This is a genomic window from Pseudomonas sp. KU43P, assembly GCF_033095865.1.
In the GTDB taxonomy this organism is placed as follows: Bacteria; Pseudomonadota; Gammaproteobacteria; order Pseudomonadales; family Pseudomonadaceae; genus Aquipseudomonas.
Window position 1 is genome coordinate 1,353,560 of sequence record NZ_AP019365.1, and the last position, 15,376, is coordinate 1,368,935.

General features: G+C 65.5%; 19 protein-coding genes. All 19 read left to right on the plus strand.

All coding sequences use genetic code 11. From position 1 onward, the window contains the following. Positions 1 to 9 precede the first annotated feature (9 nt). The 19 genes from KU43P_RS06115 to KU43P_RS06205 all read left to right on the plus strand — a co-directional run bounded on the left by KU43P_RS06115 (position 10) and on the right by KU43P_RS06205 (position 15,346). The gene (locus KU43P_RS06115; RefSeq protein WP_317663747.1) at positions 10 to 345 is read left to right on the plus strand and encodes a head-tail adaptor protein; all 336 of its coding nucleotides are present in this window, start codon (positions 10 to 12) and stop codon (positions 343 to 345) included. Continuing rightward, positions 323 to 757: a hypothetical protein gene (locus KU43P_RS06120; protein ID WP_317661549.1), complete on the plus strand. Its 435-nt coding sequence runs from the start codon at positions 323 to 325 to the stop codon at positions 755 to 757. The genes KU43P_RS06115 and KU43P_RS06120 overlap by 23 nt, the downstream gene beginning before the upstream one ends. A gap of 8 nt (positions 758 to 765) precedes the next feature. Then, positions 766 to 1,365: a hypothetical protein gene (locus KU43P_RS06125; RefSeq protein WP_317661551.1), complete on the plus strand. Its 600-nt coding sequence runs from the start codon at positions 766 to 768 to the stop codon at positions 1,363 to 1,365. Continuing rightward, entirely contained in the window at positions 1,362 to 1,547 is a 186-nt protein-coding gene (locus tag KU43P_RS06130) for a DUF2635 domain-containing protein (protein ID WP_152954965.1), read from the plus strand. Before KU43P_RS06125 ends, KU43P_RS06130 begins: the two co-directional genes overlap by 4 nt. Then, entirely contained in the window at positions 1,544 to 3,040 is a 1,497-nt protein-coding gene (locus tag KU43P_RS06135) for a phage tail sheath subtilisin-like domain-containing protein (protein ID WP_317661552.1), read from the plus strand. Before KU43P_RS06130 ends, KU43P_RS06135 begins: the two co-directional genes overlap by 4 nt. 57 nt (positions 3,041 to 3,097) lie before the next feature. Next, positions 3,098 to 3,445: a phage tail tube protein gene (locus KU43P_RS06140; protein WP_186719997.1), complete on the plus strand. Its 348-nt coding sequence runs from the start codon at positions 3,098 to 3,100 to the stop codon at positions 3,443 to 3,445. Continuing rightward, entirely contained in the window at positions 3,445 to 3,744 is a 300-nt protein-coding gene (locus KU43P_RS06145) for a phage tail assembly protein (protein ID WP_317661554.1), read from the plus strand. Before KU43P_RS06140 ends, KU43P_RS06145 begins: the two co-directional genes overlap by 1 nt. A gap of 129 nt (positions 3,745 to 3,873) precedes the next feature. Next, complete coding sequence (locus KU43P_RS06150) at positions 3,874 to 6,339, plus strand: phage tail tape measure protein (protein WP_317661556.1); 2,466 nt, start codon at positions 3,874 to 3,876, stop codon at positions 6,337 to 6,339. After that, positions 6,336 to 7,754 carry a DNA circularization protein gene (locus KU43P_RS06155; RefSeq protein ID WP_317661558.1) on the plus strand — a complete coding sequence of 473 codons (1,419 nt, stop codon included), beginning with the start codon at positions 6,336 to 6,338 and terminating at the stop codon, positions 7,752 to 7,754. Before KU43P_RS06150 ends, KU43P_RS06155 begins: the two co-directional genes overlap by 4 nt. A gap of 4 nt (positions 7,755 to 7,758) precedes the next feature. Then, a complete protein-coding gene (locus KU43P_RS06160) occupies positions 7,759 to 8,871 on the plus strand; it encodes a phage baseplate assembly protein (RefSeq protein WP_317661560.1) in 1,113 nt (370 codons plus the stop codon). After that, a complete protein-coding gene (locus KU43P_RS06165; protein ID WP_317661562.1) occupies positions 8,868 to 9,359 on the plus strand; it encodes a phage baseplate assembly protein V in 492 nt (163 codons plus the stop codon). Before KU43P_RS06160 ends, KU43P_RS06165 begins: the two co-directional genes overlap by 4 nt. Position 9,360: 1 nt before the next feature. Continuing rightward, positions 9,361 to 9,762, plus strand: coding sequence for a phage GP46 family protein (locus tag KU43P_RS06170; protein ID WP_317661564.1), 402 nt, complete (start codon positions 9,361 to 9,363; stop codon positions 9,760 to 9,762). Next, positions 9,752 to 10,792, plus strand: coding sequence for a baseplate J/gp47 family protein (locus tag KU43P_RS06175; protein ID WP_317661566.1), 1,041 nt, complete (start codon positions 9,752 to 9,754; stop codon positions 10,790 to 10,792). The genes KU43P_RS06170 and KU43P_RS06175 overlap by 11 nt, the downstream gene beginning before the upstream one ends. Beyond that, positions 10,783 to 11,379, plus strand: a complete 597-nt coding sequence (locus tag KU43P_RS06180; RefSeq protein ID WP_317661568.1) for a YmfQ family protein — start codon at positions 10,783 to 10,785, stop codon at positions 11,377 to 11,379. The genes KU43P_RS06175 and KU43P_RS06180 overlap by 10 nt, the downstream gene beginning before the upstream one ends. Before the next feature lie 5 nt (positions 11,380 to 11,384). Beyond that, a complete protein-coding gene (locus tag KU43P_RS06185; protein WP_317661570.1) occupies positions 11,385 to 13,214 on the plus strand; it encodes a pyocin knob domain-containing protein in 1,830 nt (609 codons plus the stop codon). Continuing rightward, a complete protein-coding gene (locus KU43P_RS06190) occupies positions 13,214 to 13,564 on the plus strand; it encodes a hypothetical protein (protein WP_317661571.1) in 351 nt (116 codons plus the stop codon). The genes KU43P_RS06185 and KU43P_RS06190 overlap by 1 nt, the downstream gene beginning before the upstream one ends. Positions 13,565 to 13,611: 47 nt before the next feature. Then, positions 13,612 to 14,241 (plus strand): hypothetical protein, encoded by a 630-nt coding sequence (locus KU43P_RS06195; RefSeq protein WP_317661573.1) that lies wholly within the window; start codon positions 13,612 to 13,614, stop codon positions 14,239 to 14,241. Beyond that, entirely contained in the window at positions 14,241 to 14,792 is a 552-nt protein-coding gene (locus KU43P_RS06200) for a glycoside hydrolase family 19 protein (protein WP_317661574.1), read from the plus strand. The genes KU43P_RS06195 and KU43P_RS06200 overlap by 1 nt, the downstream gene beginning before the upstream one ends. Continuing rightward, positions 14,789 to 15,346, plus strand: coding sequence for a lysis system i-spanin subunit Rz (locus tag KU43P_RS06205; protein WP_317661576.1), 558 nt, complete (start codon positions 14,789 to 14,791; stop codon positions 15,344 to 15,346). The genes KU43P_RS06200 and KU43P_RS06205 overlap by 4 nt, the downstream gene beginning before the upstream one ends. The last annotated feature ends 30 nt before the right edge of the window (positions 15,347 to 15,376 follow it).

Below are 15,376 nucleotides of genomic sequence, written 5' to 3' on the forward strand. Positions count from 1 at the left end.
AAGCATCGCATGCAGGTGCGGAAAAGAGCTGACAAGCCGTCAGGGCCGGGGCTTGAGTCTGAACTCACGCATGTTTGCTGGCGTTGGGTGAAGGTTGAGCCGTTGGGCACCGCGACCTATGCCGCGGCTCAGCAAACAAACACCGGGGTCACGCACCGTTTGTACTGCCGCTTCATTCCCGACTTGGCTTCAGATTGCGAATTCGTTGGTCGGGGGCGGATTTATCGGGTGAAGCGTCCCACTGAGCTTGCGGGCGAGCAGATCTGGTCGGTGGTGGAGGTGGAAGAGCTGGGAGCGCAGCCTGCTCAGGCGGGAGGTGGCCGTGGCCAACTCCGTTTCGATTGACGGCTACCTGCACGTTGATGGCTTCGACAAGTTCGAGCAGGAGGCCTTCAACAAGCGAAAGATCCGCGCCGGCATGCGCAAGGTTGGCCAACTGATCACCGGCCGGGCGCAGATGAACCTGGCGCTTGGCGGTGGCCAAGAGGGCTACCCGATCAACCGCACCGGTGCGACCACCGACTCGATCGGTTTCAAGCTGTCGCGCTCGGGGTTCCTGGTGCGGGTCGCACCGAACAAGACCGCGAGCATGCGGGCGTTCTATCCGGCGTATCTGCATTACGGCGTTCGCCGCAAGCAGGGCGGCGGGTGGCGCATCAAGCCCCGCGACAACTACATGACCGACGCGCTGACCGACAGCCGCGCCGACGTACAACGCATCCTGCAGCAGGCTTTCGCCGCCGCGCTGCTCAACTGAGAGCCGACATGAAAATCACGCCTGTGATCGAGCAGCTGCGCGCCTATGCGCCTGGCTTAGAAGGGCGCGTGGCCGGTGGCCTGGATTGGGACCCGACTGCCGACAGCGGAAAGCTGGAAATCCCGGCGGCGTACGTGATCGCGGTGGGCGACTCGGCCGACGAGCCGACCGCGCAGAACGTGTACACGCAGGCCGTCCGCGACGCGATCGACGTGTGCGTGGTGCTGCCCACCGACGACGAGCGCGGGCAATCGGTGGCTGACCCGCTGCACGACCTGCGCGCCCAGCTGTGGCGCGCCCTGGTGGGCTTCGAGCCTGACCCGGAGTCGGGGCCGCTGCTCTACGACGGCGGCCAGCTGCTGCTGATAGACCGCGAGCGGGTGGTTTACCGCTACCGCTTCTATGCCGACCTGCAGCTGGGTCGCTGGGAGCAGAACGGCCAGGGCAAGCCGCAGACCTGGCAGGAATGGCAGCTGGCCGGCCTGCCCGAGCTGGAAGGGATCGACACCCGCTTCGACTTCATCAACCCCCTGAAAGACTCCAACGTCACGGCCCCAGGCCCTGACGGGCGAGTCGAGTTCACCACCCGGGAGAACCTGACCCCATGAAGACCATCAACCTCAAGCCGGCACCCGGGCGCGAGTGCCCGATGCCGCACAACCCCCGCGAGCTGCTGCCCGCCGGCGGCGCCCCGGTGCCGCGTAATGCGTACTGGGAGCGCCGTATCAGCGACGGTGATGCCGTCGAGCAGAAAGCCAGCAGCAAACCCAAGGGGAGCACGGCGGAATGAGCGTAAGTTTCAGCAACATCCCCAGCGACATTCGCGTGCCGCTGTTCTATGCCGAAGTCGACAACTCCATGGCCAACAGTGGCGCATCGAGCTTGCGCCGGCTGCTCATTGGCCAGGTCAACGACGATGCCGACGGCGCCGAAATTGGCCGCCTGACGCTGGTGTCGCGGACCAGCGAAGCCAAGGACATTGGCGGCGCCGGCTCGATGCTGGCCAGCATGCACGCCCGTTGGCGCGCCATCGACGTCGCCGGCGAGGTGTGGTGCCTGCCGCTCAAGGTCGCCACCGGCGTGGCTGCCACGGGCACCGTTACCGTAACGGGGTCGGTTGAGTCGGCTGGCCTGGTCAATCTGTACATCGCCGGGCAGCGCGTGCGCGCCCTGGCGGTGGCGGGCGCTTCGGCCGATGCGGTGGCCACCGCCCTGGCGGCGGCCATCAATGAGGCGATCGACCTGCCGGTTACCGCCACGGTAGCCGCCGGCGTGGTCACCCTGCAGGCCAAGTTCAAGGGCGAGCTGGGCAACGACATTCAGCTGCAGCTCAATCGCCTGGGCCGTGTGAACAGCGAGGTTACCCCGGCGGGGTTGACCATCGTCACCACCGGCATGACCAGCGGTGTCGGCAGTCCTGACGCCGCTGCCGCGCTGGCGGCGCTGGGCGACGAAGAGTTCGAATTCATCGCCCAGCCTTGGAGTGATGCCGACATCCTGGACGCCTGGAAAGAAACCATGGACGACAGCGCCGGCCGCTGGTCCTGGGCAAAGCAGCTGTACGGCCACGTCTACACCGCCAAGCGCGGCACCCTCGGTGAGCTGGTGGCGGCCGGCCGCCTGCGCAATGACCCGCATGTCACGGTGCATGGCTTCGAACGGGGCGTGCCGCAGCCAGCGTGGGAAGTGGCGGCGGCCTGGGCAGCGCGCACCGCCGTGTTCATCAGTGCCGACCCGGCGCGGCCGACGCAAACCGGCTCGCTGGCTGGCATCGACCCGGCCGACGCGAGCGATCGTTTCACCCTGACCGAACGGCAGTCGCTGCTGACCAGCGGGGTGGCCACCGCTGGCTACAACGGTGGCAGCTACCGGATCGAGCGCGCCATTACCACGTATCAGCGCAACGCCTACGGGCAAGCCGATGATTCGTACCTGGACAGCGAGACGCTGCACCAGTCGGCGTATGTGATCCGCTACCTGCGCAGCATCATCACCAGCAAGTACGGCCGCCATAAGCTGGCCAACGACGGCACCCGCTTTGGCCCCGGCCAGGCGATCGTCACGCCGAAGGTGATTCGCGGTGAGCTGATCGCGGCCTACGGCGCGCTCGAGCGTGACGGCATTGTCGAGAATGCCGAGATGTTCAATCAGTACCTGATCGTGGAGCGCGACGCCAACAACCCGAACCGGCTCAGCGTGCTGTTCCCGCCGGATCTGGTGAATCAACTGCGCGTGTTCGCGCTGCTGTACCAGTTCCGCCTGCAGTACCCCGAAGCGACTTAATCCGCATCGTTCAACCCCGGCCCGCCTTGTGCGGGCTTTTTTCTGGGAGATCCCTTTATGGGTCAGAAAGTCGCAGGCACCTGTTACATCAAGGTCGACGGCGATCAGTTGGTCATCACCGGCGGCGTGGAGTGCCCGCTGTCGGACGTGAAGCGGGAGACCGTCACGCGGGGCTACTTCAAAGAAGAAGACCTGATCCCTTACGTCGTCGTTGACGCGGTGAAAACCGCCAACTTTCCCCGGGCCAAGCTGGCCGCCGGTATTGCCATGACCGTAACGGCTGAACTCGCCGATGGCTCCGTGTACGTGCTGAGCGGTGCGTACCTGGTCGATGAGGCCAAAGTGACCGGCGACGACGCCAAGGTCTCGCTCAAATTCGAAGGCATCCAAGGAGACTGGCAGTAATGAGCACCGTAACCCACACCCTCGCCGAACCGATCCAGGCCCATGGCGATGAAGTCAACGAACTGACCCTGCGCCGTCCCACCGTGCAGGAATGCCGGGCCATCAAGGCGCTGCCCTACAACATCGGCGAGAGCGGTTACCCGATCCTCGACGTGGAGGTGGCGGCCAAGTACATCGCCGTGTGCGCGACCATCCCCGCCAGTTCGGTAAACCAGTTGGCGCTGCCCGACTTGAACAACGTGGCCTGGCTCATCGTGGGTTTTTTCATGCCCCGCGATTCGGAACAGTCGGCAGCCTAACCGAGCTGGCCTATGACCTCGCTTGGTGGTGGAAAGCCACCCCGGGCGAGGTGCTGGGCTGGACCCTCGACACGCTGTTCGAGAGCGAGGAAAACGCGTGGCGCATCAACGCGCTGACTGGGGGTGGCAATGGCGGATAAATTCCAGCTAAAGGCCCTGATCACCGGCGTCGACAAGCTGTCGCCGGTGCTCAGTGGCGTGCGCAAGAACGCGGCGATGCTGCGCAAGCAGTTGAACAGCTCGGGCCTGGGCAAGATCACCTTTGGCGAGGCCCTGCAGGGCGGCGCCATTGCGGCGCCGTTTGTCATGGGCGTGAAGGCCGCTATGGGCTTTGAGAGCGCCATGGCCGACGTGAAAAAGGTGGTCAACTTCGACACGCCGGCGCAGTTCAAGGCGATGAGCGACGACGTGCTGGGCCTGTCCGAGCGGCTGCCGATGGCGGCCGAGGGCATCGCGCAGATCGTTGCGGCGGGTGGTCAGTCGGGCATTGCCCGGGAAGAGCTGAACCGCTTTGCCGAAGACGCAGTAAAAATGGGCGTGGCCTTCGACCAGACGGCCGAAGAGTCCGGTTCGATGATGGCCAAGTGGCGCACGGCCTTCAAAATGAATCAGGCCGAGGTGGTGACCCTCGCTGACCAGATCAACTACCTGGGCAACACCGGCGCCGCGAGCACCGGGCAGATTTCCAACATCCTAACGGCCATCGGCCCGCTGGGTGAGGTGGCCGGTGTCAGCGCGGCCCAGCTGGCCGCCATGGGTTCAACCCTGGCCGGCGTGGGTATCGCCCAGGACGTGGCGGCCACTGGCATCAAGAACTTCATGCTGACCCTGACCGCCGGTACGGCGGCCACCAAGTCGCAGAAGGAGGCGTACAAGGCGCTGCGCCTGGACGCCAACGAGCTGGCCAAGGGCATGCAGAGCGACAGCGAGGGCACGATTAACCGCGTGCTGCAGACGCTGGCTCAGGTCGAGAAGAGCAAGCAGGCGGCCGTGCTGACCAACTTGTTCGGCAAAGAGTCGGTGGGGGCCATTGCGCCGCTGCTGACGAGCCTGGCCACCCTGCAGAAAAACTTTAGGTCGATCGGCGATGAAACGCAGTACGCCGGTTCGATGAACAGCGAGTATGCCGCCCGGGCAGCCACCACACAGAACGCCATGCAGCTGCTGCAGAACCGCGTGACCCGTCTGGGTATCACGGTCGGCAGCATGCTGTTGCCGCCGCTGAACGACTTCATGGCCACCGTGGGGCCGATTATCAGCAGTGTCGGCGCCCTGGCTGCAGCTCACCCCTGGTTGATCAAGGGCGTGCTGGGCGCGGCGGTGGGCTTCACAGTGCTGCGCCTGGCCACGGCCGGCGCTACGGCAGCCCTGGCGATGATGAACGGGGTGGCGAGCATGAGCCCGATCGGGATGATCGTGCGCGGCATCGCCATCGCCGCCGGCGTACTGATCGCCAACTGGTCGACCGTGGCACCGTATTTCCAGGCGGTGTGGGACAAGATCAAGGGGCCAGCGATGGCCCTGTGGGGCTGGATGAAAACGGCCTTCGCCTGGTCGCCGATTGGTTTGATCGTGGCCAACTGGGAGCCGCTGAGCCGGTACTTTGTGGCCCTGTGGGATGAGATCAAAGGCCCGGCGATGGCCGTGTGGGGGTGGATGAAAACCGCCTTTGCCTGGACGCCGCTCGGCCAGATCGTCGCCAACTGGCAGCCGCTGAGCCGGTTCTTTGCCAGCCTGTGGGGCTTGGTCAAGGCGCTGTCGGTGCCCTTCATGGGCTTTATGCGGACCCTGTTCGACTACTCCCCGCTGGGGTTGATCGTCAACCATTGGGGGCCGATCAGCGGGTTTTTCCAAGGCGTTTGGGAGGCGATCAAGGCGCTGTCGGTGCCGTTCCTCGACTTCCTGAAAACCCTGTTTGACTGGTCGCCGCTGGGCTTGCTGGTCAAGCACTGGGAGCCGATCACGGCCTATTTCAAAGGGCTGTGGGAGAAGCTGCGGCCGATCGTTGAACCCATGATGAAATTCTTGGGGTTCAGCTCCGAAGGCGGGGTGATCGGGGCCGCGACCAACAAGGTCAACGCCTGGACGGAGCAGCAGCAGGCGCGCAACGCAGCGGCCCAACCGGTGCCGGGCGCCCTGGTGCGGCCAATGGCTGAGCCGGTGCAGCTGCTGCCCGAGGCCACCAGCGCGGCCAGCCTGTTGCGGGTGCCTGGGCAAGCGCCGGAGCGGCCGCCGCTGCGCCTGGTGTCGTCGGCACCGGCGCTTACGGCCTCGCAGCTGGGCGAACAAGCCAAGGAAAGCTATGCCAAGGGGCTGACCCAGGCCGAGGCGCTGAAACAGGCTGAAACGACCGTTGTGCAGCGCCCTGGCCTGACGTCCGTGGCCGCCCCGGCGCTTGGTGGTTTGCCGGCGTCGCGGGGTTCGCTGGTCCAGCAGTCGGCAGCGGCCAACAAGACCCAGCTGGAAGGGTCGATGGTGGTCCGCTTCGACAATGCCCCGCAGGGCATGCGCGTCGAACAGGGCGAATCCAACCAGCCCGGCCTGCAGGTAACCCCGCAGGTCGGCTATCGCTCATTGGGTAGGGGGGCAGGATGACCACGTGGCGGGACGAGCTACACCCGGCCTCCTTTCGGGGGGTGCCGTTTCACGTCGACAGCGACAGCATGCCAGTCGGTCGGCGCACCCAGGTGCATGAGTACCCCCAGCGGGACAAGCCGCTGGTGGAGGACCTGGGCCGCGTAACCCGCGAAATCAAGATGGCAGCCTTCGTGATCGGCGAAGACTTCCTGATCAAGCGTGATGACCTGCTGAATGCGTTGGACAAACCCGGCGCCGGGGAACTGATCCACCCCTGGTATGGCCGCCTGATGGTCACGGCGACCGGTTGTTCGGTGGGGCATGAGCGCCGCGAAGGCGGCATGGCGCGCTTCGACCTGGTGTTTGTGGAAGACGGCGAGAAGGGGTTTCCCGCCGGCGTGCCGAACACGGCGCGGCAGCTGGAAGAGTCGTCGGAAACCCTGCTGCAGTCGGCGATCCGGCGTTACAAGGAAGCCATGGCGGTGGTGAACCGGGCGCGCCTGGCGGTGGTGATGCTGCAGAACGGCATCGCCGGCGTGCAGATGGCCATTGCCCAGGAACTGCGCCAGTTGACGGGCCTGGTCAGTTCGGTGGAGGCGCTGGCCGACATGCTGATCAACGCCCCGGGCAACTTCGCAGCGATGATCCGGGGGCAGTTCTCGAGCGTCGGCGGCAGCCGTTCGACCGGTTACCGCTGGGGGCCATCGAGCAGCACGTTGTCGAGCAGCGCGAGCAGTACCGCGTCGGCATCGTCCAGTGTTTCCAGCATCGAAGCCGACCCGGAGTTTGCCAGCACCGTGGCCGGCCTGCCCGAGGCTGAACCGGAGTTTTCCAGCTTTGCCGCATCGAGCCGGGCCATTACCTCGCAGGTCGAGCAGTCCCGCGAACTGGCGGCGCAGGTGGTAGCCGCGGCTGCAGCGATCGAGGCCGGTAGCAGTGCCGCCGGTGGTGCTGCCACGGCGGCGGTGATCGAGGCCGCCCGCGAGCTGGTGCGCGATGCGCTGATTGTCCTGGCCGTGCGCACGGCCGCCGCCATGCCAGTGGTGCAAGCGCCGGCGCCGCTGTCGGGGTATCCGTCCCTGCAGCAGCAAGTGGCTTCGCCGATCGCACGCCCTGACGTGCCGGTGACTGCTGACGTGGTGGCCGTTCGCGACGCGATCGAGGCCGCGCTAGTGGCCGCCGAGCAGACCGCCCCGCATGAGCATTTCGAGGTGCTGGAGGTGGTGCGCAAGCAAGTACGCGCCCACCTGACAGAGGTGGCCCGCGCCGGCGTGCGTATGGCTGAGATGACCACGCTGGAGAGCCTGCCGGCGGTGGTGCTGGCCTATCAGCGCTACGGCGACGCAACCCGCGCCGCTGAAATCGTTACACGTAACAAGGTCGCACACCCGGGCTTCTTGCCTGCCGGGGTGCTGTCCGTCGCTCAAGAGTAAGCCTATGGATGACATGAATGCTGTCACGCTGAGCGTGAACGGCCTGGACTATCGCGGCTGGAAGAAAGTCAGCATCAGCGCGGGGATCGAGCGGCAGAGCCGTGATTTCCGCCTGGGGGTGACGTGGCGCTGGCCCGGCCAGGCGGTGGAAATCCCGGTGCGGCAGGGTGACTACTGCGAAGTACGCATCGGCGACGACCTGGTGCTGACCGGGTGGGTGTTCGCCACGCCGATCAGCTACGACAGCCGCAGCGTGGAACGGTCGGTGTCCGGCCGCTCGCTGACCGCCGACCTGGTGGACAGCTCGGCGGTCAACAAGCCCGGGCAGTGGCGCGGGCAGAGCGTGCAGAAGATCGTCCAGGCGCTGGCCGAGCCTTACGGGGTCAAGGTGCTGAGCGAGGTGGCCGAAACCACCAAGCTGGCCGATCACCAGATCGAGCCGGGCGAAACGGTGTTCGAGTCGGTCGACCGGCTGCTGACGCTTTCCCGTCTGCTGTCGACCGACGACGCCCGGGGCCGGGTGGTGATCATCAAGCCCGGCAGCGCCGGCCGTGCGGTCGATCGCCTGGAACTGGGGCAGAACATCCTGACCGGCCGTGCCGAGCTGGATTTCTCCGGAGTGTTCTCCGAATACCGTGTGACCGGGCAGCGCTCGGGGTCAGACGGCACCTACGGTGAGCAGGCCAGCGAGGTCAAGGCCGAACTGGACGACCCACGCGGTACCCGTCACCGCGTGCTGCTGATTCATGAGAGCGGTCAGATGACCCCGGAGCTGGCCCAGGCCCGGGCCAACTGGGAGCGCGGCAGCCGCATGGGTAAGGCGCTGACCCTGAACTATCAGGTGCAGGGGTGGCGGCAGTCCAACGGCGCGCTATGGCTGCCGAACATGGTGGTGCGGGTGGTCGACCCGCTGATCGGCATTGATCGCGACATGCTGATCAGTGAAATCGAATACGTGCTGGATGACGCCGGCACGGTGGCCAACATCGTGGTAGGCCCGCCGGATGGCTTCGACCCAGAACCGAAAGACCCGCACAAGTCGCGCAAGCTCAAGAAGGGCGGCAAGGCCGACAACTTCGAATACCTGATTCCTGCTGACTGGAAGCCTGGCCCATGAAACCCATGAGAAATTTCTTTGCCCGGGGCGTCGTCGCCCTGGTCGATGCTGGCCGCAAGCTGCAGAGCCTGCAAATGCGCCTGACCGCCGACGAAGTGAAAGACGGTATGGAGCACTTCGAGCCTTACGGCTTCACGTCCAACCCGCATCCGGGCGCTGAGGGCCTGGCGGCGTTCCTGGGCGGCGATCGCTCCCATGGGGTGGTGATCTGCGTGTCAGACCGCCGCTTTCGCCTGCAGGGCATGCAGAGCGGTGAAGTGGCCCTGCACACCGACGAAGGCGACGTGCTGCATTTCAAGCGCGGCCGGGTGATCGAGGTGCAGACCGCGACATTTCGGGTCAAGGCCGACACGGCGGTCGAGTTTGATACGCCGCTGATCAGCACCACCGGGCGCATCGTGTCGGACGGTGACCAGATCGCCGCTGGCGTCAGCACCTCGCTGCACGTTCACGAAGGCTCGGACAAGAAGCCGGTTAAGGGAGGCTGACATGGCGCTATTCAGCGATGACGGCTCGGAACAGGCCTGGCAGCGCGCCGTGGTGATCAGCCTGCTGACCTGGCGGCGCGCCGAGGATGGCGACCAACTGGACGACGACCAGCGCTATGGCTGGTGGGGCGACACCTTCCCCACGGTCGAGCGCGACCGCATCGGCTCACGCCTCTGGCAGCTGCGCCGGCGCACGCTGACCGATGACACGGTGCGCGATGCCGTAGCGTTCGCCCGCGAGTCGCTGGCCTGGCTGGACGATGACGACCGGGTGGCGACCGTTACCGTAACGGCGTCGCGGGAGGTCACCCGGCTGAACCTGCAGGTGGTGCTGTCGATGCGCGACGGCTCAGTGATCGATGTTCAACTAGACAAGCTGTGGCAGGTGATCAATGCCGTTTGAAACCCCTACGTTGCCCGCGCTGATCGCCCGGGCACAGTCCGACCTGTCCGGCGGCAGTGCGCTGCTACGTTCCGACGCCGAGGTGCTGGCCCGTGTCCTGGGCGCGGCCAGTTACGGGCGCTACGGCCATCAGCAGTACATCGCCGACCAGATCCTGCCCGACACGGCCGACGAAGAAACCCTGCTGCGCATGGCCCGCGCGCGGCTCAAGCGCGACCGTCTGGAAGCCGTGGCAGCCACTGGCCCGGCGGCCTTCACCGGCGCCGTGTCGGCACTGTTGGACGCCGGCACGCTGCTGCAGCGCGATGACCAGGTGCTGTTCCGGGTGCGCGCCACGGTCAAGCTGACCGCCACCTCGGGGGTGGCCGAGATCGAGGCGCTGGACGCCGGTGAGCTGGGCAACACCCCGGCCGGTACCCAGCTGCGCCTGGTGTCGCCGGTGCTGGGCGTCAATGAGGTGTTCACTGTCGGGGCGGACGGCCTGGCCGGTGGCACCGAGCAGGAGAGCATCGAGACGCTGCGCGGGCGGGTGATCCGTTCTTACCGGGTCATTGCCCACGGCGGCAGCAAGAGCGATTACGAAACCTGGGCGCTGGAGGTGGCCGGCGTGACCCGGGCCTGGGTGGTGCGTCGCTGGGTTGGCCCGGGCACGGTGGCGGTGTTCTTCGTGCGGGATGGCGATATCGACATCATCCCCAACGCCGAGGCGCTGGCCACCGTGGCGGCCTACATCGAGCAGGAGCGCCCGGTGACGGCCGAAGTATACGTGCTGCCCCCGGTGGAAAAGCCGGTGCAGTACCAGCTGACGGTCACCCCGGACAGCAGCGCCGTTCGCCGCGCCGTGGAAGCCGCCCTGGTCGACCTGCACAACCGCGAATCGGAGCTGGGTGGCGGTCTGCTGGCCACGCACATCGCCGAGGCCATCAGCGGCGCCGTGGGCGAGCGCGACCACAAGGTGCTGGCTCCGATCGGCGACGTAACAGCGGCCACTAATCAGCTGCTGACCTATGGGGGTGTGCTGTGGTCGTGAGAACGGTGGACGACTACCTGGCCCAGCTGCGCGCCCTGTTGCCCCCGGGGCCGGCCTGGGATCGCGAGTTCAACCCCGGCGTTGACCAGTTGCTGCAGGCGGCCGCCGAGGAACTGGCCCGTGAGGATCTGCGCGCCGTGGCCCTGCTCGCCGAAAGCGAGCCGGCCACCGTGCGCGAGCTGGTGCCCGACTGGGAACGGGTCATGAGCCTGCCCGACCCGTGCATGGGCGACTCGCCGTCGTTCCAGGACCGGCAACTGGCTGTGCGCCGGCGGTTGCTGGAGGTGGGTGGGCAGACGCCGGCGTACTTCGTTGACTTGGCTTTCACCCTCGGTTACCGCCAGGCGCGGGTGGTCGAGCACCGGGCGCCGCGCTTTGGCCGTTCGCGCTTTGGCTCGGCCCGCTTCGGCACCTGGGGCGCGCAGTTCATGTGGACCCTGGAAACCGGCCCTCGCCAGGCCGCCGGCAGCCGCTTCGGCTTCAGCCACTGGGGGCAATCCTTCGGCGTCGCCTCGAATGGCGCCCTTGAATGCCTGGTCAGCCGTTCGGCGCCGGCGCACACACTTGAAACCATCAACTACGGATAAGCACCATGGATTACCCGAAAAGCACGCCCAACGTGGGCTTGGTCGGCGGCAAGTTCGTCGACGAAAACACCAGCACCGGGCAAGCCGGGTCGCTGATCCCGGCGACCTGGGGCAACTCGGTTACGGACGAACTGCTGGCCGTGATCGTCGCGGCCGGCCTGACGCCCAGCGAAGGCGACCTGACCCAGTTGCAGAAGGCTATCCAGACACTGGCAGCCAGCGACGTGAAACGTACCGTGCGCGTCGCCACTACCGGCGCCATTGCGCTGTCCGGAGTGCAGACTATTGACGGCGTGGCCCTGGTCGCCGGTAACCGGGTGCTGGTGAAGGATCAGGCGGCCGGCTCGCAGAACGGTATCTACACCGTCGCTGCCGGCGCCTGGGTGCGCGCCCTGGACACCAACGAAAGCGCCGAATGTGTGCCCGGGCACCTGGTGATTGTCGAGAGTGGTACCGCCCACGGCGGGGCGATCTGGCAGCTGGCGAACACCACGTTGCCGACCCTTGGTACCACCGCCCTGGTGTATGCCCGTGTGTTTGGCAAAACTGGCGTGGCCGCCGGCACCTATCGTTCGGTGACCATTGACGTACAGGGCCGGGTCACAGCTGGCAGCAACCCGACCACGCTGGCCGGGTACGGCATTACCGACGTCTACACCCAGGCGCAGGTCGACAACCTGTTGGCGGGCAAGGCGGGTAACGCCACCACTCTGGCCGGCTATGGCATCACGGATGCGTACACGCAAAGCCAGGTCAACACGTTGTTGGCTGCCAAGGCGCCATTGGCCAGCCCGGCCTTCACTGGCATCCCCACGGTGCCCACGGCGGCTGCAGGCACCAACAACCTGCAGGCGGCTAGCACGGCGTTTGTGCAGGCCGCGATCGCCGCCCTGGTCGGCTCGTCGCCGGCAGCGCTGGACACGCTCAAGGAGCTAGCCGACGCGATCGGCAACGACCCGAACTTTGCGACCACCATGGTCAATGCCCTGGCCGGCAAGGCCAACAAGGCCACGACGCTGGCGGGTTACGGCATCACTGACGGGGTGAAGTTTGGCGACTATGGCCTGGGCAAGCCCATTACCCTGGAGGGCGGCTCCAACCTGAATGCGCTGGTACAGCCAGGCATCTACCTGTTTGGCTCGGGCACGGCGCTGGTCAACGCGCCGATCACCGGGGCCAGTTATGTGATCGTGCGCGGCTCTGAGGTGTACCCGCACCAGGAGCTGCGGCGTATCTATCAGAACCGGGTATTCATCCGGGCGGCAAAAACGGCGAATCCCACTACAGCTGCGGCTGATTGGATGGACTGGGAAGAGCTGCTGACCTCGGGCAATCATGTCCAGTCGACGGCAGATGAAGCGCAGGCCGGCGTTGCAACATCCGGCTGGATGACGCCCTTGCGCGTCTATCAAGCGGTTCGCTCGGCGGTGTATCGCTGCACCGAAGCGGCCTGGGGCGTCATTCGCTTGGCCACACAGGATGAGACGGACGCGGGCGCGCTGGACGTCGCTGCAGTCACCCCGTTGAAGCTGAAAAAGCACAGCAGCATCGGGGTCGGGCAGACCTGGCAGAACGTGCTGGCTTCGCGTGCGCTGAACACCACGTACACCAACAGTACCGGCCGCCCAATCATGATCACTGTCGCACTGCGCGATCAGGGCAGCTACATGTCGGAGATGTATGTGGCCGGTGTGCAGGTCGGTACGTGGGACCAGTCCACCAGCATCACCTACACGCAAACTTTCATTGTCCCAGCCGGCGCCACTTACATGGTTACGGGTAACGGCGGTTCCGCCGGCGGGAACACCCTTGTGCTTTGGACGGAGCTGCGCTGATGAAATATTTCAAGAATCCCGAGGGCGGCCAGGTGTTTGCCTTTGCGGCGGATGGCTCCGACGATGAGTACATTCCCGCCCACCTGGTGCCGATGGATGACGCCGAAGTGGCTCTGCACCTGAACCCTGCAGCGGCAGCGCCCACCCGCACCATGATCGAGGCCGAGCGCCTGCGTGCTTACGCTGACCCGTTGATCGGCAGCGATCGCTACTTTGCCGAGGCGCAGCGCGAAAGCCTACTGGGCAATGCTGAGAACGCCGAGACGGCCAAGCGCCTTGGCTTGGAACGGTTCGCCGAGATCCAGGCCGAGTACCCCTGGCCGGATGAAGACACCGGCGCCGCCTCCTAAAGCCCCGCACTGCCGGGGCTTTTTCTTTCCTGCTATTCGAGGTTTTCATGCTTAAACACGTATTCCTGGCGGCCCCCCAGTGGCTGCTGCTGTTTCCTGTGCGCGTTGCGCTGATCCTGATCGGCCTGGTGGTCGTGCCGCTGGCCATGCCGTTACTCGTAACGGAAGGCCCGCCGGTGCCCTTCACCCAGGCCCCCGGCAACTGGCAGTTCAAGCGACTGCCTGCATGGGCTTGGTTGTGGTCGAACGATCGCGACGGCGCCGCCGGCGATAAGCGCGGCTGGTGGCACCTCAACGCGCCGTTCGGGCTGGGCGCCTATCACCCGCTGTCGATGTTCGTGTGGTTGGCCCTGCGCAACCCGGCCAACAACATGCGTTTCACGCGCTGGCTGGGCTGCCCGGTCACCGAGTGTGATTACCGATACTGGGGCGACGAGAACGTCGAGGATCGGCCAGGGGAGGGTGGTCGCCGCCTTTTACTTGCCACTCACAAAAAAACAGGGCGCCGCTACTACGGCTTCTACGGCGTGTGGGAATGGTCGACTACTCGCGCCGTAGTCATACAGATCGGCTTCAAGGGTGAGCCAAAGGACTGGGCAGAGGACTACACCGGCGATCTTTCCCGCCAATGGGCTGGCATGACTTTCGAAATCAACCTGTTTAAGGACATCTCGTAATGGCTATCACCGAAAAACAGCTGCAGCAGATTCTTCCTAACGCCGGCCGCCAAGCCGGCGTTTTTGTTCCTGGCCTCAACGCGGCAATGGGCAAGTACGGCATCGTCACCCGTTTGCGCATGGCGGCATTCCTCGCCGAGATCGGCCATGAGTCTGGCCAGCTGCGCTATGTGCGTGAACTTGGAAATGATGCCTACCTGGCCAAGTACGACACCGGCCGCCTGGCCCAGCGCCTCGGCAATACGCCTGAGGCCGATGGTGATGGCCAGAAGTATCGCGGTCGTGGCCTGATCCAAGTCACCGGGCGGGCCAACTACGAAGCCTGCAGCGAGGCCCTGTTCGGTGACGCTCGCCTGCTGGCCACCCCGGAGCTGCTCGAGCATCCGGTCTACGCCTCAATGTCGGCAGGTTGGTTCTGGCACAAGAATGGCCTCAACAGCCTGGCCGACAAGGGCGACTTCCTGTCGATCACAAAGCGGATCAACGGCGGTACCAACGGCTTGGAGGATCGCGAAGCGCTCTACAAGCGAGCGCTTGAGGTGCTGCAGTGAAGGCCCTGGATTGGCGTCTGGCTTGCCTCGCGCTGCTGCTGGGCTTGGCCCTGGGTGGGCGTGGCGCCTGGTTGTGGCAGGCCTGCACCTACGGTAAGCAGCTTGCCGAACAGGCTGCGGACTACGGCCGTCAGTTGGCGGCAAAGGATCGCGATCATGGCCGGGAGCGTGAGCAGGCTGCTGCGGCGGCACTCGATCAGATGGCGGAACAGCAGGGTGCGCGCCGCGCCCTGGAGGGGCGCCTGCAGGAACAGAATCAGACCCATTGGAAGGAGATGGCGGATGCCAAAAAAACTCGGGATCGCCTGCGCGATCAGCTTGCTACTGCTGACGTGCGGCTGTCAGTCCTTGTCGACGCCGGAGCCTTTGCCTCCCAGAGTTGTGACGGTGAGGTGCGAGAAACCACCAGCCCCGGAGGCGTGGTTCATGGAATCATTCGAGCCGACGTTGACCACGCGTTTGCTCAACGAATTCTCGCCATCACCCAAGAGGGCGACCGGGGGTTGATCGCGCTAAAGGCGTGCCAGGCTTACGTCTCGGAAATTATCAAATGATACTTAGAGCGTTCCCAGCCAAACGAGGCT